The sequence below is a fragment of the Sphingobium sp. genome (genome assembly GCF_033795625.1).
GTDB lineage: Bacteria > Pseudomonadota > Alphaproteobacteria > Sphingomonadales > Sphingomonadaceae > Sphingobium.
The window spans coordinates 25,802-45,824 of record NZ_JARYGI010000010.1 but is presented as its reverse complement, the minus strand read 5'-3'; the positions used below and the strand labels follow the sequence as shown (position 1 = coordinate 45,824).

Genomic DNA, 20,023 nt, shown 5'->3' with positions numbered 1-20,023 from the left:
ATCTCTCCCCGGCGGGCTGAACTTCGCTATCGAACATTTAACCTAGGTTGAGGATGAGCGGATGGCGAGTGGAGCCTATACGGGAGCGACAGGCGAAGTTCTGGTCAACACGAAGCTGTCGGGGGTGCAGACGGATTCGACCATGACCGCGCTGGCGTCCGGCGGCTTCGTCATATGTTGGACCGATGCGACGGCGGACGGTAGCGGATCGGGCGTGAAGGCGCAGATCTATGACGCCAACGGCGTCGCGCTGGGTGGCGAGTTCCTGGTCAACACCTCGACGCTCAACGCGCAGGATCAGCCCTCCGTTACCGCGCTTGCCAATGGCGGATTCGTCGTCACCTTCACCGACAACAGCGCGACCGGCCCCGATGCCGACAAGACCGGCGTGAAAGCCCAGATATTCGACGGCACCGGCGCAAAGGTCGGCGGCGAGTTCCTGGTCAACACGACCACGCAACTTGGTCAGTCCAACTCGGTGACGACAAGCCTCGCTTCAGGCGGGTTCGTGATCAGTTGGGTCGATGCCAGCGCTACGGCTCCTGACGCCAAGGGCACTGGCATTCGCGCCCAGATATACAATGCGGCGGGCGCTAAGGTCGGCGGCGAATTTCTGGTCAACAGCACCATCACGGGCAGTCAGCAGTTCCCGGCTCTTGCGGGGCTTGCGTCCGGCGCCTTCGTCGCGACCTGGATGGACGGGAGCCTTCTTGGCGGCGACAGCAGCGCTTCCAGCATAAAGGCGCAGATGTTTTCCGCCACGGGTGGCAAGATCGGCGGCGAATTTCTGGTCAACAGCGCTACGTCTTCCACGCAGGACCAGCCTGCCATCACGGCCCTGAGCAATGGCGGATTCGTCATTACATGGCGCGACTTGTCTCTGCAGGGGGACAGCAATGCGGCGGGGATAAAGGCGCAGGTCTATGACGCCGCGGGCGTGCGTGTGGGCGGGGAATTTCTGGTCAACACGACCACCTTCAATTCCCAGGATCAGCCGTCCATCACGGCCATGCCCGACGGCGGTTTCGCTATAAGCTGGCGCGACAACAGCAACCTGTCCGTCGACGCCAGCGGCTTTGGCATCAAGACGCAGATATTCGACGCGCAGGGCAATAAGCTGGGCGGCGAGTTCCAGGTCAACGGCATCACGACCGGCAATCAGGAGATGCCCTCCATCATTGCGCTCGCATCGGGCGGACTGGTGGTGAGCTGGACCGACTATAGCGGGCAGAATGGCGATGCCGACGGGTCCATCAGGGCCCGCATATTGATGCCGACGACGTCGCCGATCAGCAATGTGGCCATTTCCAATACCATCGTTTCGGAAACGGCCGTCGAGAACACGACGATTGCGAGCCTTAGCGCCAATGGTGCTCTGAATGCAGTCTACAGTTACGCCATCATCGATGATTCCACAGGTGGTGCGTTCCTGATCCAGGCCGACAAGCTGGTGGTGAAGGACAGCCTGCTCCTCGACTACGAGTCCGCGCAGGGAGCGACCGTCATCGTCCGCGCCACCGACACGTTCGGGAACAGCTTTGACAAGGTCGTGAACCTGTCGCTCACCGATTCAGCCAACGAAAAGCGCTATGCTGGCGGACCCGAGTTGCTGGCGGACACAGCCACGGCCTCCAATCAGCAGCAGGCAGCACTCGCCGGGCTTAGCAACGGGCGCTATGTGCTCATTTGGAGCGATGGCAGCACTCAGGGCGGCGACGCCAGCAGCTACGGGATCAAGGGTCAGATCGTCGGAGCGAATGGCGCGAAGATCGGCGGCGAGTTCCTGGTCAACACGCAGACGTTGAACAGCCAGGACAACCCCGTGGTGGCTGCACTGCCATCGGGCGGATTTGTCGTCAGCTGGGTGGATTCCAGCCTTGTGGGCGGCGACGCCTCCGTATCCTCGATCAAGGCGCAGATGTTCGACGCGGCGGGCAGCGCGATCGGCGGTGAATTCCTGGTCAACAGCGAGACGGCGAACGCGCAGCGCACCCCCGCGGTGACGGTGCTCTCGTCGGGTGGCTTCGTCATCACATGGGCCGACGCCAGCCTGCAAGGCGGCGACGCTAGCAGTACAAGCATCAAGGGGCAGATGTTCGACCAGAACGGCAATCGCACCGGTGGCGAGTTTCTTGTCAACAGCTTCACGGCGAACGTGCAGGATACGCCAGTCGTAGCGTCGCTGATCTCGGGCGGCTTCGTTGTAAGCTGGCACGACACCAGCCTGGCGGGCGGCGACGCCAGCAAGGATTCGGTCAAGGCGCAGATCTACAATGCGGCTGGCAGCAGGGTCGGCGGCGAATTCCTGGTCAACACGGAAACCGCCAGCAATCAGCAGCAGCAAACCGTCATCGGCCTTTCCAACGGCGGCTTCGTGGTTGCATGGGCAGATGCCAGCCTGCGGGGCGGCGACAATGATTATTATGGCATAAAGCTTCAGGTCTTCAGTGCCAATGGCGCTAAAGTCGGTACTGAAACGCGCGTCAATACCACGATCACGGCGGGACAGATCGCACCCGTCCTGTCGGCGCTCAGCGATGGTGGTTTCGCGGTAAGCTGGTCCGATTATAGCGGAGCGGCGTCGGAAGGCGGCACGGCAGGCATCAAGGCGCAAATCTTCGACGATCAGGGCATCCGCATCGGCGCGGAGTTCATCGTCAACACGCAATCACTGGGCGCGCAAGTCGATCCAGCCATAGCCGGTGGCAAGGATGGCGACTTCGCTGTCATGTGGACCGATTACAGCGCACAGGGCGGCGATAATTCCGGGACATCGGTCAAATACAAGATCTTCAGCCCGTTGGGTTCGCAAGGCGGACCGCCTTCGCTTATAGGCACCGCCGATACGGTGAGCGGACAGGAGGACCAGGGTTCTACGTTCCTTGCTTCCACGCTGCTGGCCAACGACGTGGATTCGAACGGTTCCCCCATCAATCTGACTGGCGTTTCCGCGATCTCCGGCGGTAAGGTGTCGCTCAACGGCGCTGGTAATGTCGTATTCACGCCGACCGCCAATTTCAGCGGCGCGGCGCTTTTCAGCTACTCGATCGCGAGTAGTGCAGGCGCTACGGCCACGGGCAGAGTTACCGTCAATGTCGCTCCGGTAAATGACGCTCCGCTGGCAGTCGCAGACCAGGTCGCCGTCAGCGAGGATGGATCGACTTTCTCGATCAATGCACTGCTTGGCAATGATATCGATGTCGATCCCGGCGACGTTCTCACGCTCTTGCCACTTCCGGCGGCAACCGTAAATGGCTCGGCGCTGTCGGTAACGAACGGCATCATCACCTTCGCGCCGGGAACGGCCTATCAGTCGCTTCGGGCAGGGGAGAGCGCCACCGATAGCTTCAGCTATACCATCAAGGATGCGGCGGGCATCCAGTCCAGCGCCAAGGTCACGCTGACCATCGCGGGTGCCAATGACGCGCCGACAGCTTTGGCGCTGACCGGCGGGCAGGTGAACGAGAACGCGGCGAACGGCACCGCCGTCGGCACGCTGGCCGCGCAGGACGTGGACCATGACGAGGTGCTCAGCTACAGCCTTACCAACACGGCGAACGGGCGCTTCGTCATCGATGCTATGACCGGAGTCATCACCGTAGCCAATGGCGGGTTGCTCGATTACGAGGTAGCCAGCAGCCACAATGTCACGGCTCGCGCGACCGACAGCGGCGGGCTGTTCGTGGAAACGAGCTTTACGATCGGCGTCAATAATCTCCCCGAACCCAAAAGCTACACGGGTGATAATGGCGCGAACAGCTTCACTGCTCCAACCAACGATCTTTGGACGATCAACGGCCTGGGCGGGAATGACATACTGAATGGCAATGCAAGCGCCGATAGCATTTACGGCGGATCGGGCAACGATACGCTGGATGGGCGGGGCGGTGCGGATACGCTTTATGGCGGCATCGGCAACGACATCTTCTACATCGATAATCTTGGCGACCGCATCGTCGAAGCTTTTGGCGAGGGCACGGACGCGGCCTTCTCGTCCGTCGATTTCACGATGGAAGCCAATCTGGAGAAGCTTACGCAGATTGGAACTGCCGACATCAATGTGATTGGCAACGACTTTGCCAATACTCTGACGGGAAATGACGGGAATAACAGCTTCTATGGCGGTTTGGGCGGAGACCTGATCGTCGGCATGGGCGGCAACGACGCAATCTATGGAGAGGCTGGTAACGACTTTCTTCAGGGCAATGACGGCAACGACCTGCTGGTAGGCGGCGCCGGGCTGGATGAACTGACCGGGGGCGCTGGAGCCGACCGCTTCCTGTTCGACTCCCTTACCGTCTCGGCCGACCGCGATACAGTGAAAGACTTCTCTGCGACAGAAGACAGGTTCGTCTTTTCCCGAGCCGTCTTCGCCGCTTTTGCGACGACGCCGATAGGCAGCCTTCCGAGTTCCGCGTTCTACGCTGGAGCAGCGGCGCAAACTGCCGATCAGCATGTGATCTACAATAGCGCGACGGGCAACCTGTTCTACGATTCCGACGGGTCCGGCTCGGCTGCCATGGTTCAGGTCGCCTTTCTGGGGAACAAGCCCACGCTGACAGCTCAGAACTTCTCTCTCGGCTGAGGAGCTAAAGGGCCCGCTTCACGGTGAGGCGGGCTCCCTCGAACGATATCAAGCCATCATTCCGCATCGGGCTGGTTCGATGGATGCGCCTTCATGAACGCGGGCAAAGCCATGGCCCGCTCCACAATTTCCTCAATCCGCGGAAAGGATGTCAGATCGACGTCGAAGTTCCGCGCATTGAATAGCTGCGGAACCAGGCAGATATCTGCCAACCCCGGATTGTCGCCATGACAGAAAGAGCCTTCCGGCCCTCGATTGAGAATGCTCTCCAGTGCAGAAAAGCCTTGGCTAATCCAATGCGCGTACCAGGACCGCACCGTGTCCTCCGGGTGGCCGAGCGGGGCGCGCAGATATCTCAAGACACGGAGATTGTTTAACGGGTGGATGTCGCAGGCGACGATCTGCGCGATGCTGCGGACACGGGCTCGGCCGACGAGGTCGGCCGGTAACAGCGGAGGATGCGGATAGGCCTCATCCAGATACTCGATGATCGCGAGAGACTGGGTGAAGCAGGATCCATCTATTTCGAGCGCTGGAACAAGGCCCTGCGGATTGACGGCAAGGTAGGAGGCTGCGCTTTGCTCGCCCTTGCGCAGATGATGGGGAATGCTTTGATATTCAATGCCCTTAATGTTCAGCGCGATCCGGACGCGAAAGGCTGCGGAGGACCGGAAGTAGTCGTGCAGGACCACGGGATGGATACTGTCCGTCACTCGATGCAGACTCCAAGCGTTGCAAGGCCCCAGATCGTTCTCACCGGATTATTGCCTGCCGAAACTAATGCGAGCGCTCTGATCGCGCAAGGAACGTGATCAAACATCGATATCGCGACAGAGAAAACGAGTCGGCATCTTTACGCCGCAAAGCTTTTTTTGGTCGCGGCAGAGCATCAAGCATCGTCATTCCGTTTTGTGATCAAGCATGCAAATTTTTCTAGGCCGAATTCGATCCGCATCATATCCTTTCAGAGACGGGAGAGATAATATGAGTGCTGTGGAACGTTTGGATTGGGCGGATCCATTTCAGCTAGACGATCAGCTTTCCGGCGAGGAGCGGATCATCCGGGATGCCGCGCAAAAATTCGCGCAGAGCGAATTACAGCCGCGCGTCATAACTGACTTCCACAATGAAGTGGATGCACCGGAGCTATTCCCGATTATGGGACGGGCGGGCCTGCTCGGTGTGACATTGCCCGAAGAGTTTGGAGGCGCCGCCGCAAGCTACGTCGCCTACGGGCTGGTCGCCCGGGAGATCGAACGAGTCGACTCAGGCTATCGCTCTATGGCATCGGTCCAATCTAGCCTCGTGATCTACCCGATTTACGCCTACGGCTCACATGAGCAGAGGATGAAGTATCTACCCGGTTTGGCGTCGGGCGACTTGATTGGCTGTTTCGGGCTCACCGAGCCTGAGGCTGGATCCGATCCGGGCGGTATGAGTACGGTCGCCAAGCGCGATGGCGATGGCTTTTCGCTGAGCGGCGCCAAGACGTGGATCAGCAACGCGCCCTTCGCCGATGTCTTCGTAATATGGGCGAAGTCCGAAGCACATGATGGTCAAATCCGCGGCTTCATTCTGGACAAGGGCATGGCCGGCCTTTCGGCGCCCAAGATCAAGGGCAAGATGTCGCTCCGTGCGTCCACCACCGGCATGATCATGATGGACGAGGTGAAGGTGGGCCCCGATACGCTGCTGCCGGGGGTGGAAGGTCTGAAGGGGCCGTTCGGCTGCCTCAACCGCGCGCGCTACGGCATCTCTTGGGGATCGCTGGGCGCGGCCGAGTTCTGCTTCCACGCCGCGCGCCGATATGGCCTGGATCCCACGCAATTTGGCCGTCCGCTCGCAGCCACCCAGCTGTACCAGAAAAAGCTCGCCGACATGATGTGCGACATCGCCTTCGGCCTGCAGGGCAGCCTGCGCGTTGGTCGCCTTATGGATGAGGGGCGTTTCGCTCCGGAAATGGTGTCCATGGTCAAGCGTAACAACGTCGGCAAGGCCCTCGATATCGCGCGTATGAGCCGCGATATGCACGGCGGCAACGGCATCTCTGAGGAATATCAGGTTATTCGGCACATGATGAACCTGGAAACGGTCAATACCTATGAGGGTGCGCACGACGTCCACGCGCTGATCCTGGGTCGGGCTATCACCGGCATCGCGGCTTTCTGATGACCCCGCCGCTCGCAGACTTGAAGGTGGTCGAACTGGCCCGGATCCTAGCGGGGTCAAGGGCAGGGCAGGTCCTGGCCGACCTTGGTGCTGAGGTCATCAAAGTAGAAAGTCCGGCGGGCGACGACACACGCGGGCGGGCACCGCCGGGACCAAGCTGCAGGCGCCGTTCGGTGGGAGCCGCACATCCAGCATAGGGGCGCGCGAGCAAGGCTCCTATGCTCGCGAATTCTGTACGGGAATGAAGACGATTGATGTCCAGGATTGAAAGAACCGCGGCCCATGCCGTCGTCGATATGTTGGTGGCGCAAGGCGTGGACCACGTATTCTGTGTTCCCGGCGAAAGCTTTCTTGCGGTGTTGGACGCCTTGTACGACGAGCCATCCATCCGCGTCGTAACCTGCCGGCACGAGTCAGGCGCGGCTAACATGGCGGACGCCCACGGCAAGCTGACTGGGCGTCCCGGCATCTGCATGGTGACGCGGGGACCGGGCGCGACAAATGCCTCCATTGGAATCCATACCGCGCAGCAGGACTCGACCGCGGTACTCCTTTTCGTCGGCCAGATTGCGCGGCGGCACCGCGGGCGCGAGGCTTTTCAGGAAGTTGATTATCCCGGAAGCATCGGTCGGCTCGCCAAATGGTCGGTCGAGATCGACGATCCCTCGCGTGTCGATGAGATCTTGCACCGCGTTTTTGCCACCGCCCAGAACGGGCGCAAGGGCCCAGTGGTCATCGCGCTCCCGGAGGACATGCTGATCGAGCCTGTCGGCCCAGCACATAACATGCTCGTGACGCCAACCGCGACCGGCTTGCCACCCTCCTTCGTCGAGGAGGTCGTGGCGCGGCTAAATGGTGCCGAGCGGCCGTTGCTGGTGCTCGGTGGGAGTGGTTGGAGCGAAGAGGCGCTCGATGCGCTGCGCAGCTGGGCGGAAAAAGCATCGCTGCCGGTGATCCTGTCCTTCCGGCGCAAGGATCTGTGGGACAACGAGCATGGCTGCTATATCGGCGACCTTGGTCTCGGCGCGGATCCGGCTCTCATCGAGCGCGTCAAATCCGCCGATACAATACTCGCGATCGGGGCGCGGCTGGGCGAGAATGTAACTCAGGGCTACACGCTGTTCAGTCGCGAGGATACGGCGCGCAAACTGATCCACATCCTGGCCGAGCCAGGCGAACTGGGGCGCGTCTGGCCCGCTGCGCAGAGCGCCGCGGCGGATGTAGCGAGCGCGGCGCTCGCGCTTAGCCAGTTGCCACTGCAGCGGGTGTGGGAAACGTGGCGCGCCGAGGCACGTGCCGCTTACGAAGCGTATTCGACGCCGATCGCGGTGAAATCCGACGTCAATCTTTCGGAGCTGTACGCGTCGCTACGAACACTCTGCGCGTCTGACACTATTATCTGTAACGGCGCTGGAAACTATGCGGCCTGGCTCCATCGCTTCTACCGACATCGCAGCTGGCATACGCAATTGGGGCCCACCAGCGGCGCAATGGGCTACGGCGTTCCTGCTGCGATCGCGGCGAAGCTCTTGCATCCCGAGCGCGAAGTCCTCTGCTTTGCGGGTGATGGCTGCTTTCTGATGACCGGGCAGGAAATGGCAACCGCCGTCCAGCAGCAGGCTAACGTGATCTTCGTGGTGATCGACAACGGTTCCTACGGAACGATCCGCATGCATCAGGAACGTAAATTTCCCAGTCGCGTCATCGCAACGGACCTCCGCAATCCCGACTTTGCCGCCATGGCAAGCGCATTTGGCCTGTGGGCCACCACCGTTGAGTATACCGAAGAGTTCGAGCCGGCGCTTATCGCTGCACGGCAAGCCGGCACAGCGGCGCTCATCCACGTCAAGGTGTCCGTGCTCGACATCGCACCTGGTGTTCGATTACCCCCGCCCGCGCCCAACTGAGTTAAGGATTAAATTCTCATCTAATCAACAAACTTGTTCGGCGAACATCAGAACACCGCGCTGTCGGCCTTTGTGCTTCCCCATCCGACAACTCACGATACCCCCTGCAGCCCATCGGGCGCCGAGTCATGAGTCGCCCTAGACGTGATGAAGGTTAGGTCTCGAACCCGAGCAGCGCTTGATTTTTATCCCGGAACATTCGGAAATGAACGGGCAACCCGTCCCGGAGTGTTAGCGGATCGCCCAGATAGCGCCCTATCATCCGTCCGCCGTCATCCAGGTCGACGGCAACGATGGCATAGGGCAGCTTGTCGGCGTATTCCGGGCTGAATGCGCGGTGGATCACGACCCAGGAATATACGGTTCCCGTGCCCTCACTGGGAGCGCCAAAGCAATCCTGCGATCCACAATTATTGCAAAAGGGTTGGGGCGGAAAAAAGCGATGGGCGCAGGTCCGGCAGGTCGGCACGAGCAATTCGCCCCGGTCCAGGGCTTGCCACCACCACGCAGTATCAAGCGTGGGTTGGATGCCTGTTTCACTTACGACGCTCATTGCATCTCGTCCTTCGTCAGCACCAGCGCAGACCCGTCCATCATTGCAGCCGACGTTACCAGGCAGCAGTCGTTCTTCTTCACCTGTCGCGCACCGCCGCGCCCCTGAATCTGGAGGACAGCCTCGTTAACGGTATTCATGCCGTGCAAATAGCCTTCGCACAGGAGACCGCCGTGGGTGTTGACCGGCAGTGAGCCGCCGAGGCGGGTTTCGCCGCTGGAGATGAATTCGCCGGCGCCCCCGGTGGGGCAGATGCCATGACCTTCCAGCGTCATCGGCACGACCATGCTGAAACAATCGTAGATTTCAGCGAAATCAATGTCGCCGGGGGTGGCCCGGGCCGATTTCCAGAGGCGTTCCCGCAGATAATGGTGGCAGTTTTTGGACCAGTCGGGCCAGCTGAACAGATCGGCATGATCCAGCCCCGATCCCTTGGGCGTCGTCCAGGCCGCGCCATTGATGACCGCCGGCGGTTGCCGATGGGACCGCGCCTCGTCGAGTGAAGTGACCAACACCGCGCAAGCGCCATCGACCTCTATCGTGCAGTCCGCCTTGCGGAAGGGATCGACGATGAAGGGCGTGGCCAGATAGTCTTCGACCGACAGCGGCTTGCGCTGCATCGCCCGTTCGTTCAGCGCCGCATAGTCACGCTGAACCGACACGACATGCCCCAGATCTTCATAACTGAAGCCGGTTTCGATCATAAAGCGCCTGGCCCAGATAGCGATATATTGGGGATACGCGTTGAACCCGATGGGATAGCGAAATTCCGATGTCAGCGATTCATAGGAGGTCGAACCGATCCGCTTACCGCTGCGCCCGTTCAGCGCGCGGAAGACGAGGACATTGCGCGCCATTCCCGAATCCACGGCCATGGCGGCCATGGTCACGGCCGCGCATGGCGCCTGGCCACCCAGGCTGAGGTCGACCGCATAAGTCAGTTCGGAACTGCCCAGGCCAGCGGCAACCGCCTGGCCGTAAACGGAATCGTTCAGCAGGCTGTAGGTCACGATGCCGTCGACGTCGCTCGGCTTCAGCCCGCAATCGTCCAAGGCCGCGCGGCAGGCCATCACGGCGAGAGCGTGCACGCTCATTCCGGAATCACGGCTGAGGGGGGTATAACCGACGCCGGTGATCGCCGTCCGGCCCAGAAATGACGGGCGGCCGCTCGCGCTCATTGACCGGCCCCGTATACAGGATCGCGCTTTTCGATGAAGGCGTTGATCCCTTCCATCGAGTCCGGCAGGGTCAGGCAGTACCGCAGGCACTGGTCGCGTTCGAATTTGAGCGCGCCGGGCAGATCCTGATCCATGCCGTGACGGATCGACTGCTTCACGAATTTCACCGCGTTGGGGCTCTTGGCCGCCAGCGCGCGCGCGAAACGAAGCCCTTCTTCCAACAGCCGGTCGTCGGGGACCACCCGATTGACGATGCCCCACTCCAGCGCCAGGCGAGAATCCAGCATCTCGCCGGACAAGACCAGCTCAAGCGCTCGTGCCTGCCCGATCAGGCGCGGCAACCGGGCCATCGCGCCTGAACCGCCGATCTGGGCAAAGTTTACGTGCATGTCGCCGATCCGGGCCGATTCCGCGGCCCATGCGAAATCGCACGCCAGCAACAGTTCCAGCCCACCCGCGGCGCAAAGGCCATTCACCAGCGCGATAACGGGCTTGGTCATGTCGGCGATGCCTTCGGTCAGGCGGCAATAATCGTCGACAAATGCGGTGAACGCCGCGCCGTCCGCCTGCAATTTCTTATAGGCTTTGATATCCCCGCCTGCGCTGAACGCCCGCCCGCGACCGGCGATGAATACGGCGCGAACGGCATGGTCCTGTTCAGCGGCAGCCAGCGAGGCGGCAAGATCGCGCATGGCCTCCCAACTGATGGCATTCAGCGCATCGGGCCGGTTGAACCACAAAATTGCGGCTTCCCGCCCATGCTCATCAAGGGACACCCGTTCGGTTTCGATCAGCGGAGCGCTTGCAATGGTCATAATCTTGTTCGTCATCCGCCTGTTCACAGTTAATTATATTCCGACCGGCTAGTCGGTCTAAAAATATATCACTGCTTTCGCGAGCGTCAACACCTTATCTTGAAAGTCTTAGCCCCCGCCGAACCCATCATACGAGGGTGTAGGATAGAATCTTGCGCTAGGCGCATTGAGGTCCTAAATATATCGACTGACTAGGCGGTGTAGTATAAATCTCGCGTTTGACGGACCAACTAATGCGGGGCAAGCGCCAAGGGCCTCTGTCGCCATCGGCGCTAGGCCAGGCCAGGGCATAGGGTAATAATGTTTCCACAAAGGGCATGCAGATGACGTTGGTAACTACGCATATTTCCGGTTCGCGGGGCGTGTCGCTGACAGCAGATTGCGAGGGGGCTGCGGATCGGCCCCCGGTCGTTTTGCTGCATGGTGGGGGGCAGACCCGTCACTCCTGGCGCGGCACGATGCACCGCCTGGTCCAGGCGGGCTATCGCACGATCGCCTATGACGCGCGGGGCCATGGGGATAGCGATTGGGCACCGGACGGCGACTATAGCCTGCCTGCGCTGGCGGACGATTTGCGCGCCGTGCTGGCCACATTGGATCGACCGGCCGCGCTGGTGGGTGCGTCCATGGGTGGCATGGCCAGCTTCTATGCCGCCGCCACCGGCAGTCCTGCGACCGCGCTTGTCATGGTGGATATAGCGTTGCGTCCCAATCCGGTCGGCGCCCAGAAAATCATCCGGTTCATGACGGCCAATCCCGAGGGTTTTGCGACGCTTGATGAGGCTGTGGCTGCGGTCGCCGCCTATAATCCCGATCGACCTCGGCCATCGGATAGCAACGGCCTGCGCAAGAATTTGCGTCTTCGCGAGGACGGCCGACTCCACTGGCACTGGGATCCCGCGTTGATTGCCGGCAGGCCGACGCCCGAGCCGCCCGATTATTCGACCGCCCTTCTTGCTGTCGCCGACGGGGTGACAATCCCGACGCTGCTGATGCGCGGCGCCCAGAGCGATGTCGTCGATGAAGCCGGAATGGTGCAGATGAAGGCACGTGTTCCACAACTGGAGATCGTCGAGGTCGCTGGGGCGGGGCACATGGTGGCGGGGGATCGGAACGATGCCTTTGCCGATGCCATCCTGCCCTTCCTGGCGCGCGCGCACCAGGTTACGGCCTGATCAGGCGTCCCTTAGGTTTCAGGGAAAGTCCGGGTTTCGCCGGCCGAGCATCGCGTCCATGCGTTCCCTGATATGCCCGTCGAAATGCGGGGTGGTAAGTAGGTAGAATTGATTGTCGCGCACTGCGTCGAATGTCATTTCGGCGACGGTTTCGACATCCATGACAGCGCCACTATCAGTTGGCGGCGCGCCTTCGTCCTGCGCGGTGGCCGTGGCCAGCGACGCCGGGCGACTGCGCTCGGACTCGTATATCCGCGTGCCCACCAGGCCGGGGCACAGGATCGTCACGCCGATATTGGCTCCCCGGTCGCGCAGCCCGCTGTAGAGCGCCTCGGTCGCGCGGACCATGGCATGTTTGGAAACGCTGTAAAGCGGCGCCCTTGACCCGCTGATCAGGCCGGCGATGGAGCCGGTGTTGACGATATGCGACCGGCCATCCTGCACCATCATGCGCGGGACGAAGGCGCGCAGCCCGTTGACCACGCCGATGAGGTTGACGTCCATTGCCCACTTCCAGTCTTCCGCCGGATATTCCCAGATCGGCCGGTGCCGCCCCGAAGGCACGACGCCCGCATTGTTGCACAGGAGATGCACGGCGCCGAAATGTGCGAAGGCATGATCCGCCATAGCCTGAACGGCGTCCGGCTTTGCCACGTCGACCGTCAGGGTGACGACCTCCGTCCCATCCCTTCGCAGCATATCGGCCGTTTGCCTCAACAGGTCCGAGTCGACGTCAGACAGCAGCAATTTCATGCCCGCGCGCGCGAACCGTTCTGCCATAGCCTTGCCGATCCCCCCCGCGGCACCGGTGATGACGGCGACCCGGTTTTCGAATTGGAAGGGCGTCATGCTGCTCGCTCCGACAGGCCCAAACTGTCATGGCCAAGGAAGCTGATGTCTTCGCCGGTGACAGGCGCAGGCGACGAACGAAAAGCTTCGATCAGCCGTCCCATGCGGTCTTCCACCACGGGCAGATAGTCCGGATGGGTAATGGCATAGAGCCGGTTTTTCAGAACCGCCTCGACGACGATGTCGCCCACCCGGTCCGGCTCGATACCTGTCGGCCTTTCCACGGCTGCGGCCGTCGTGGCACCGGCAACCAGTTGTGGCGGGCGCGAATTTGCATTCTGGGCCGTGCGGACAAGGCCGGGCATCAGGATGGTCACGCCCACCCCATGGGGCGCCATTTCCGCGCGCAAGGCCTCTGAAAAGCCGACAACAGCGAATTTGGCCGCGGTATAGGGCGCATTGTTCGCTTTGGGGAACAATCCTAGAATGGACGAAGTGTTGACAATATGGCCCCGCCCGCGCGCCTTCATGCCGGCGGCAACGGTTCGTACGCCCAGGAAAACGCCGCCCAAGTTGATACCAAGCAGCCAGTTCCACTCGGCCAGCCCAACCTCTTCGCTGGGCGCAGCACCCAAGCCGACACCGGCATTGTTGCACAGCAGGAAAATGGGTCCCCACTGCGCTTCGGCCTCATTGAGTGCCCGTTTCCAGCTATCCGCGTCCTGCACATCAAGCACCAGCGACAGAATATCGGCCCCGGTTCCGCGCAACGTTTCAGCCGACGACTGAAGCGCGGCCTCATTGACGTCGGTGATCGCGACCCGCATTCCCCTTTTTGCCAAGGCAGTGGCCAAGGCAAGGCCGATACCGGAGGCGCCCCCCGTGACGAGCGCCACCTCTCCCTTCAATTCCGTCATCGGCTTTTAGATCCCGTCTTTCGTGGACTGTCGATGGAAAGCTATTCGATAAAAATACAGCCGTCTAGTCGGATTGCAATTAAACCAATTGGGTTCCATGTTGGGATGGCTCCGCAGAACCTAACTGGCTTCCCACGTGGAGGCCTATGTCGAACAATCTTCTCAACGAGGCATCTTGACAGCAAAAGCCATATCATTACAAATAGACCGACTAGACAGTCGAATGTAGATGGTGCAGTCTGAATTGCCCGGCATGCGCGGTCACAACGGGATGGCGATCTTCGAATCGGAGGAGCTGTATCCGGGCGGCGGAGGCAGCGTTGGGGCACACAACATCATCCGCATATAATGAGAGGAAGTGCCATGACTCCGTCCGTTCGCCCGGCTGTGGATGCAGCGCCCAACATTGGCTCCGGCAGCGCCGATCCTGGCCTGTTCATCAATGGCGAGTATGTCGCGGGCGAGGGTGCGCCCCTGATCGTTGAAAATCCGGCGACCGAGGAGCGTGTCGCCACCATTGCCCAGGCATCGGAAGGGCAGATCGACCAGGCGATGCGATCGGCCTCCGCCGCCTTTGCATCGGGAGTCTGGCGCGATCCGGCGTTCCGGGCGCAGGTGCTTGGGCGCATGGCTGATCTATTTGCCGAACGTTCCGCGGAGTTCGCTCGGTCGCTGGTGGCTGAAACCGGCACGCCCGTCTCCATCGGGAAATTCCTCCAGGTCGATGGCCCCATCGACATGCTGCGCTATTTTGCCGGCCGCGTGACGGTCGACCGCACTCGGTTTCTGGGCGTCGACGAGCGCAGCCCGCGCAGCGAAAGCATGATCCGTTATGAGCCTGCCGGCGTGGCGGTAGGGATCGGCGCCTATAATAACCCACTGCTCTACATCGTGTCCAAGGCCTGCGCCGCGATGGCGGCCGGATGCACGGCGGTGTTCATGCCCAGTTCGCTGACCCCGTTCACGGCGTTGCTGTTCGGGAAGATCGCGCAGGAGGCGGGCGTTCCGCCGGGGGTTCTCAACATCATTGTCGGTGGCCCCGACGCGGCACGGGCGTTGACCCTCCATCCGCTCGCCGCCAAGATCAGCATGACCGGATCGGTCGAGGTGGGCCGCAAGGTGATGGCCCAGGCGGCCGACGGCCTGAAGGATGTGGTGCTGGAACTAGGCGGCAAATCGCCCGGTATCGTGTTGCCCGGGGCCGATCTGTCCAAAGTGTCCATGCCGCTGCACGGTCGTTACCTGCGTAATGCCGGGCAGGGGTGCCAGTCGCCGACTCGTCTGCTGGTGCCACAGGCGATGTTTGATGATTTCGTCGATGCGGCCCGCGCCGCGTTTGAAAACATCATCGTGGGCGATCCGCTCGATTCTGCGACCACCTCCGGCCCGCTGATCCGCGAATCACACCGTGCACGGGTGGAAGGGTTCGTCGACCGGGCACGATCCGCGGGCGGATCGGTCCTGGCCGGCGGCGGTCGACCGGATCGGGACAAGGGCTGGTTTATGAACGGCGCGCTGCTGGGCGGGCTCGACAATGATGCCGAGATTTGCCGCAGCGAACTGTTCGGGCCGGTTGCTGTGGCCATTCCCTATCGCGATGTCGACCATGCGATTGCCATCGCGAATGATTCCGCATTCGGGCTGGCGGCAAGCGTGTTCGGGCCGCTCGATACGGCCCGCGATGTCGCCGCGCGGCTTCAGGCTGGGACGGTCTCCATCAACGGTGGGGGCGCGTTCCGAGTGGATTCCATCCTCAGCGGCTGGAAGATGAGCGGCGTGGGCACCGAATGGGGCGATGACGGCATCGCGGAATATCTTTTGCCCCAACATATCCAGTGGACGCTGTAGGATGATCCGCGAGACCTCTATCCGTCGACAGGCCGATGGGAGAGTGGCGGCTGATCGTTTGGCAAGGAGCATATCGTGACGGACTCATCCATGGAACTGGTGGGCTTGGGCCAGTATTTCGAAGAGATGCCGGTCGGCCGCCGTTATCGCACGGTGGGTCGGACGGTAACGGGCGCCGACATCGTCAATTTCGTCAATTGCACCGGCATGACCGAAGTCTTCTTCATCGACCATGAGGCCATTGCCGAAAAATCGGTCTTTGGCCGTCGCTTCGCGCCGATGGCGCTATGCTATTGTTTCAGCGAAGCGCTGATCGCGCAGGCGACCCTGCAATATACCGGTCTTGCCATGCTGCACCTGGAACTGGACGTGAAATCGCCGGTGTTCGAGGGCGACACCATCCATGCCGAATGCGAAGTGATCGAGGCGCGGCTAAGTCGCAGCGACCCGAGCCGCGGCATCCTCAAAACGCGAGTGAACATCGTGAATCAGGATGGCCTGACCGTCTATGTCTATGAGCCGACACGGATGATCAAATGTCGGCCCGCACCTGTGGGGACGGCCGAATAGGACCGCGAAAGCGGATGACTGATATTCGCCGATGGGATGAGCAATGATCGAAGTAGAGGATAAGCCTGGCGTGAGCGAAGCAGAGCAGACCGACAATCGCGGCAATGAATGGCATTGGGATGGGCAGGACACGATCATAGCGGCCTTCAGGCGCGTGCTCGACGAGGCGCCTGACCGGATCTTCCTGGATATGGACGGGGCTCTTTACAGCTACCGGGACTTCGACCGGCTGGCGACCCGCTTTGCCCATGAGCTGGATGCGCTGGGGGTTGGCTATGGCGTCACCGTTGCGACCATGCTCGACAACACTATCGACGCGATGACGAGCTGGTTCGCGATCAACAAGCTGGGCGCGATCAGCGTGCCGCTCAACACCGCCCTTCGCGGCGAGTTTCTGCGCCATCAGATCGACGACGCAAACGCGCCGATCGTTATTTGCGAGCGGGATTATCTCGCGCGGATCATCGCGCTGGAAGGCGGGCTGAGCGCGACTGGAACGATCCTGTGCCGTGGCCTGGAAGGTGCGCCGCCGGCCAGTAGCCTGAAAATCATGCCGTTGGACGATCATCGCGGCAGCGACGACACGCCGCTCGCCTTCGATCCCCGGCCCGATGATATCGGCTGCATCATCTATACCTCTGGCACGACCGGGCCGTCCAAGGGCAGCATCCAGAGCTATAACTATTTCTGCAACCTTGCGCGGGCGCGGCTGGCGGCCAACCCCGCCACGGCGGACGACATCACCTTCACGCCCCTGCCGCTGTTCCACAACAATGCGCTGGCAACGGGCGTAACCGCCACAGTCATCAGCGGCGGACGCATCGTCATCGCGCGGCGCTTCTCGGTCTCCAATTTCTGGCCAGAGGTTGAACGGTCCGGTGCCACGATCGTGTCGCTGGTGGGATCGATGGCGACGATGCTGGCCGATGCGGCAGATAATGACGCGGCAAAACGCTGTTATGGTCAGGTTCACACCGTACGCGGAGTTCCTTTTTCTGACCCGGTTAAGCAGGCATGGCGCGACCGTTTCGGATCGCGTAATGTTGGGTCGAACGACTACGGCATGACAGAAGCGGCCGTCGTGACCTGGCTGCCGGGCGGCGCCTATGCCCCCCCCAGTTCCTCGGGCAAACGCTATTCCGATTTCGACGTGCGGATCGTGGACGACAATGATCGCGAGCTTGCCCCTAATCAGGTCGGAGAGGTGATTGTGCGCCCCAACAAGCCCAACATCATGTTTCAGGGCTATTGGCGCCGGCCCGAAGCGACGGTGGCGGCGATGCGCAACCAGTGGTTCCATACCGGCGATCTGGGCAAGTTCGACGATGACGGCTTTTTCTACTTCGTTGATCGCAAGAAGGATTATCTCAAGCGCCGGGGGGAAAATATCTCCAGCTTCGAGATGGAAGTCGCGATCAAGGCGCATCCCGCCATCGAGGAGATTGCGGTTCACGCAGTCCCGTCCGGCATGGGTGACGACGATGTCAAGGTGACGGCGGTGCTTAAGCCCGACATGGTCTTGTCAGAAGAGGAATTGTGCGTCTGGATGCTGGACCGCGTCCCTTATTATGCCGTGCCGCGGTACATCGAATTCCGCGCCCTGCTGCCGAAAAATCCACAGGACAAAGTGTTGAAATATGTCCTGCGCGACGAGGGGTGCACGCCCGCAACCTGGGACATCGAAACGTCAACGATCAAGGTTTCCAAACGCTGATCGCCATCCCGGCCCGTCCATCGAAGAAAGCTGCACATCATGCCCCTGTTCGCCGTCATCGCCTTCGACAAACCCAATTCAGCTGATTTGAGGGAAGAATTGCGCGCCGAACACCGGGCCTATGGCTTTGCCAATGATGCGCCGACCCGGCTGGCGGGCGCGCTCTATGCCGATGACGGTGCGCAATGCGGCACGCTCAAGATTTTCGAGGCGGATAGCGCCGAGGATGTCTGGGACTGGTATCGGAAGGAACCCTTCTTCCTGGCCGGGCTCTATGCCGACTTCAAGGTCATCGAGTGGAGCCTGGCCTTCAACCGCTTTCCCCTGAAAGACTGGAACCTGTCGGCACCGGGGCGGATCGACCGAAGCTGAAAATCATAACAATATAATCGCAATCGGAGAAGAAGATGAAGGCCCCGTTCGACATATCCGTTCGCCAGCGGCGGCTGACCATCAGCTTTCTCTTCATCGTCGGCGTGCTCAACTATATCGACCGAACGATCATTTCGGTCCTGCAGGTGCCGATCAAGACTGAACTGGGTCTGTCAGATACCCAGCTTGGGCTTTTGACTGGTCTGGCTTTCGCTGCCCTCTATGTCGTGTCGGCCATTCCCATATCGCGCATAGCCGACCGGTCCAGCCGCAAGATGGTGATCGTCGCGTCGATGGCGGTTTGGAGCATCATGACGGCGCTCACCGCCGCGGCGTCCAGTTTCGTCCTGCTGCTTGTGTGCCGGATGGGCGTGGCGATCGGGGAATCGGGCAGTGTGCCGGCGACCCACTCCACGCTGGCGGATCTTTATCCGCCCAAAAAACGCGCCCGTGCGATCGCGACATGGGCGCTTTGCCTGCCCTTCGGCATGATCGTTGGCTATCTGGCCGCCGGGCGGATGGCCGACGCGCTGGGCTGGCGCATGACCTTCATGGTGATCGGCGGTATCGGCGTGGCGCTTGCGCCGATCGCGATGTTGTGCATGAAGGAGCCCTCGCGCGGTCGGTTCGACGCACATGCGGGCACCGCCGTTCGCGGTGATCTGAAGAGCGCGCTGCTGACGCTATGGCGGATCAGGACCTATCGCTATCTCGTCGCGGGCGGAGCTGTCCATGCCTTTGTGCAATATTCGCTGATGCTCTGGAATGCGCCCTTCTATGCGCGTGTGCATGGCGAATCCCTAACCGAAGTGTCGCTCTATCTCGCGCTGCTGAACGGTGCGGGCGGCGGCGTTGGCATCTACGTGGGCGGGTGGCTTGCAGATCGTTTGGGCCGGCGGGACATGAAGTGGCAGTTGCTGGTGCCCGCGCTGGCGATCCTGATCATGATGCCGCTGGCGATGTTGCAATATTTTGTCGCCTCGCCCCTGATGTCGGTGGCTATCGGATTCCTGCCATCGGCGCTGCTGGTCTTTTATCTCGCGCCCATCGTCGCGGTGCCGATGCTGGTGGTGGGGCCGCATATGCGGGCTTTTGCATCGGCGGTGATGACGGTGATATTCAATGTCGTCGGGTTGGGGCTGGGACCGCTTGTCACCGGGATCATCAGCGATGCGTTCATCACGCATTTCGGCATGGCCGACGACTCTTTGCGCTACGCTCTCATCGTCGTCCTGCTGCCCGCGCTGCTGGCGAGCTTCCTGTTCTGGAAGGCGGCGGGCTCGTTGTCAGGCGATATGCTGCCCCAGGGCGATGAAGGCGACAGCCTGCCTATTGCGGAGGTGCAGCCGGCATGATCCCGGCTCGACCATATCCCCGGACCCATGCGGTTCGATGCGTTGTCCCGCCCCTTGCGGTGCGATCACGGCGACC

Annotated in this window: 15 protein-coding genes and 1 pseudogene; 10 read left to right on the top strand and 6 right to left on the bottom strand. The window is 61.3% G+C overall.

The window, feature by feature from the left end:
• Positions 1 to 61: 61 nt before the first annotated feature.
• Positions 62 to 4,585 carry a beta strand repeat-containing protein gene (locus QHC67_RS07165; protein WP_319292696.1) on the top strand — a complete coding sequence of 1,508 codons (4,524 nt, stop codon included), beginning with the start codon at positions 62 to 64 and terminating at the stop codon, positions 4,583 to 4,585.
• 56 nt (positions 4,586 to 4,641) lie between these two features.
• Here QHC67_RS07165 and maiA read toward each other — a convergent pair whose 3' ends face one another.
• Entirely contained in the window at positions 4,642 to 5,298 is a 657-nt protein-coding gene (maiA, locus tag QHC67_RS07160; RefSeq protein WP_319292694.1) for a maleylacetoacetate isomerase, read from the bottom strand.
• 271 nt (positions 5,299 to 5,569) lie between these two features.
• On the opposite strand from maiA, the gene QHC67_RS07155 reads away from it, so the two are divergent.
• The 3 genes and pseudogenes from QHC67_RS07155 to QHC67_RS07145 all read left to right on the top strand — a co-directional run bounded on the left by QHC67_RS07155 (position 5,570) and on the right by QHC67_RS07145 (position 8,661).
• Entirely contained in the window at positions 5,570 to 6,754 is a 1,185-nt protein-coding gene (locus QHC67_RS07155; RefSeq protein ID WP_319292692.1) for an acyl-CoA dehydrogenase, read from the top strand.
• A pseudogene (locus tag QHC67_RS07150) lies at positions 6,754 to 6,903 on the top strand (CoA transferase); the annotation flags it as partial. The gene QHC67_RS07155 and the pseudogene QHC67_RS07150, both read left to right, overlap by 1 nt.
• Positions 6,904 to 7,008: 105 nt before the next feature.
• Positions 7,009 to 8,661, top strand: coding sequence for a thiamine pyrophosphate-dependent enzyme (locus QHC67_RS07145; protein WP_319292690.1), 1,653 nt, complete (start codon positions 7,009 to 7,011; stop codon positions 8,659 to 8,661).
• A 154-nt stretch (positions 8,662 to 8,815) separates the two neighbouring features.
• Here QHC67_RS07145 and QHC67_RS07140 read toward each other — a convergent pair whose 3' ends face one another.
• The 3 genes from QHC67_RS07140 to QHC67_RS07130 are packed head-to-tail and all read right to left on the bottom strand — an operon-like array spanning position 8,816 to position 11,222.
• Entirely contained in the window at positions 8,816 to 9,214 is a 399-nt protein-coding gene (locus tag QHC67_RS07140) for a Zn-ribbon domain-containing OB-fold protein (RefSeq protein ID WP_319292688.1), read from the bottom strand.
• Complete coding sequence (locus QHC67_RS07135; RefSeq protein WP_319292686.1) at positions 9,211 to 10,392, bottom strand: thiolase C-terminal domain-containing protein; 1,182 nt, start codon at positions 10,390 to 10,392, stop codon at positions 9,211 to 9,213. The genes QHC67_RS07140 and QHC67_RS07135 overlap by 4 nt, the downstream gene beginning before the upstream one ends.
• On the bottom strand, positions 10,389 to 11,222 hold the full coding sequence (locus QHC67_RS07130) for an enoyl-CoA hydratase/isomerase family protein (protein WP_319292684.1): 834 nt from the start codon (positions 11,220 to 11,222) through the stop codon (positions 10,389 to 10,391). The genes QHC67_RS07135 and QHC67_RS07130 overlap by 4 nt, the downstream gene beginning before the upstream one ends.
• A gap of 308 nt (positions 11,223 to 11,530) precedes the next feature.
• Between QHC67_RS07130 and QHC67_RS07125 the strand changes: the two genes are divergently transcribed.
• On the top strand, positions 11,531 to 12,382 hold the full coding sequence (locus QHC67_RS07125) for an alpha/beta hydrolase (RefSeq protein ID WP_319292682.1): 852 nt from the start codon (positions 11,531 to 11,533) through the stop codon (positions 12,380 to 12,382).
• 18 nt (positions 12,383 to 12,400) lie between these two features.
• On the opposite strand, the gene QHC67_RS07120 is transcribed toward QHC67_RS07125, so the two are convergent.
• Both QHC67_RS07120 and QHC67_RS07115 read right to left on the bottom strand, forming a co-directional pair.
• Complete coding sequence (locus QHC67_RS07120) at positions 12,401 to 13,231, bottom strand: SDR family NAD(P)-dependent oxidoreductase (RefSeq protein WP_319292680.1); 831 nt, start codon at positions 13,229 to 13,231, stop codon at positions 12,401 to 12,403.
• On the bottom strand, positions 13,228 to 14,088 hold the full coding sequence (locus QHC67_RS07115; protein WP_319292678.1) for an SDR family oxidoreductase: 861 nt from the start codon (positions 14,086 to 14,088) through the stop codon (positions 13,228 to 13,230). Before QHC67_RS07115 ends, QHC67_RS07120 begins: the two co-directional genes overlap by 4 nt.
• Positions 14,089 to 14,451: 363 nt before the next feature.
• On the opposite strand from QHC67_RS07115, the gene QHC67_RS07110 reads away from it, so the two are divergent.
• The 5 genes from QHC67_RS07110 (at position 14,452) to QHC67_RS07090 (ending at position 19,947) form a co-directional block, all read left to right on the top strand.
• Positions 14,452 to 15,936, top strand: a complete 1,485-nt coding sequence (locus QHC67_RS07110) for an aldehyde dehydrogenase family protein (protein WP_319292676.1) — start codon at positions 14,452 to 14,454, stop codon at positions 15,934 to 15,936.
• A 75-nt stretch (positions 15,937 to 16,011) separates the two neighbouring features.
• The gene (locus QHC67_RS07105) at positions 16,012 to 16,506 is read left to right on the top strand and encodes a MaoC family dehydratase (RefSeq protein WP_319292674.1); all 495 of its coding nucleotides are present in this window, start codon (positions 16,012 to 16,014) and stop codon (positions 16,504 to 16,506) included.
• A 70-nt stretch (positions 16,507 to 16,576) separates the two neighbouring features.
• Positions 16,577 to 18,220, top strand: a complete 1,644-nt coding sequence (locus QHC67_RS07100; RefSeq protein WP_319292672.1) for an AMP-binding protein — start codon at positions 16,577 to 16,579, stop codon at positions 18,218 to 18,220.
• A gap of 39 nt (positions 18,221 to 18,259) precedes the next feature.
• Positions 18,260 to 18,592, top strand: a complete 333-nt coding sequence (locus tag QHC67_RS07095) for a YciI family protein (RefSeq protein WP_319292670.1) — start codon at positions 18,260 to 18,262, stop codon at positions 18,590 to 18,592.
• 35 nt (positions 18,593 to 18,627) lie between these two features.
• A complete protein-coding gene (locus tag QHC67_RS07090) occupies positions 18,628 to 19,947 on the top strand; it encodes an MFS transporter (protein WP_319292668.1) in 1,320 nt (439 codons plus the stop codon).
• The last annotated feature ends 76 nt before the right edge of the window (positions 19,948 to 20,023 follow it).

Bases quoted from the DNA above. Each gene is read 5' to 3' on its own strand.
- QHC67_RS07165 (WP_319292696.1), top strand. From the start codon at position 62: ATGGCGAGTGGAGCCTATACGGGAGCGACAGGCGAAGTTCTGGTCAAC.
- QHC67_RS07155 (WP_319292692.1), top strand. From the start codon at position 5,570: ATGAGTGCTGTGGAACGTTTGGATTGGGCGGATCCATTTCAGCTAGAC.
- QHC67_RS07145 (WP_319292690.1), top strand. From the start codon at position 7,009: ATGTCCAGGATTGAAAGAACCGCGGCCCATGCCGTCGTCGATATGTTG.
- QHC67_RS07140 (WP_319292688.1), bottom strand. From the start codon at position 9,214: ATGAGCGTCGTAAGTGAAACAGGCATCCAACCCACGCTTGATACTGCG.
- QHC67_RS07135 (WP_319292686.1), bottom strand. From the start codon at position 10,392: ATGAGCGCGAGCGGCCGCCCGTCATTTCTGGGCCGGACGGCGATCACC.
- QHC67_RS07130 (WP_319292684.1), bottom strand. From the start codon at position 11,222: ATGACGAACAAGATTATGACCATTGCAAGCGCTCCGCTGATCGAAACC.
- QHC67_RS07125 (WP_319292682.1), top strand. From the start codon at position 11,531: ATGACGTTGGTAACTACGCATATTTCCGGTTCGCGGGGCGTGTCGCTG.
- QHC67_RS07120 (WP_319292680.1), bottom strand. From the start codon at position 13,231: ATGACGCCCTTCCAATTCGAAAACCGGGTCGCCGTCATCACCGGTGCC.
- QHC67_RS07115 (WP_319292678.1), bottom strand. From the start codon at position 14,088: ATGACGGAATTGAAGGGAGAGGTGGCGCTCGTCACGGGGGGCGCCTCC.
- QHC67_RS07110 (WP_319292676.1), top strand. From the start codon at position 14,452: ATGACTCCGTCCGTTCGCCCGGCTGTGGATGCAGCGCCCAACATTGGC.
- QHC67_RS07095 (WP_319292670.1), top strand. From the start codon at position 18,260: ATGCCCCTGTTCGCCGTCATCGCCTTCGACAAACCCAATTCAGCTGAT.
- QHC67_RS07090 (WP_319292668.1), top strand. From the start codon at position 18,628: ATGAAGGCCCCGTTCGACATATCCGTTCGCCAGCGGCGGCTGACCATC.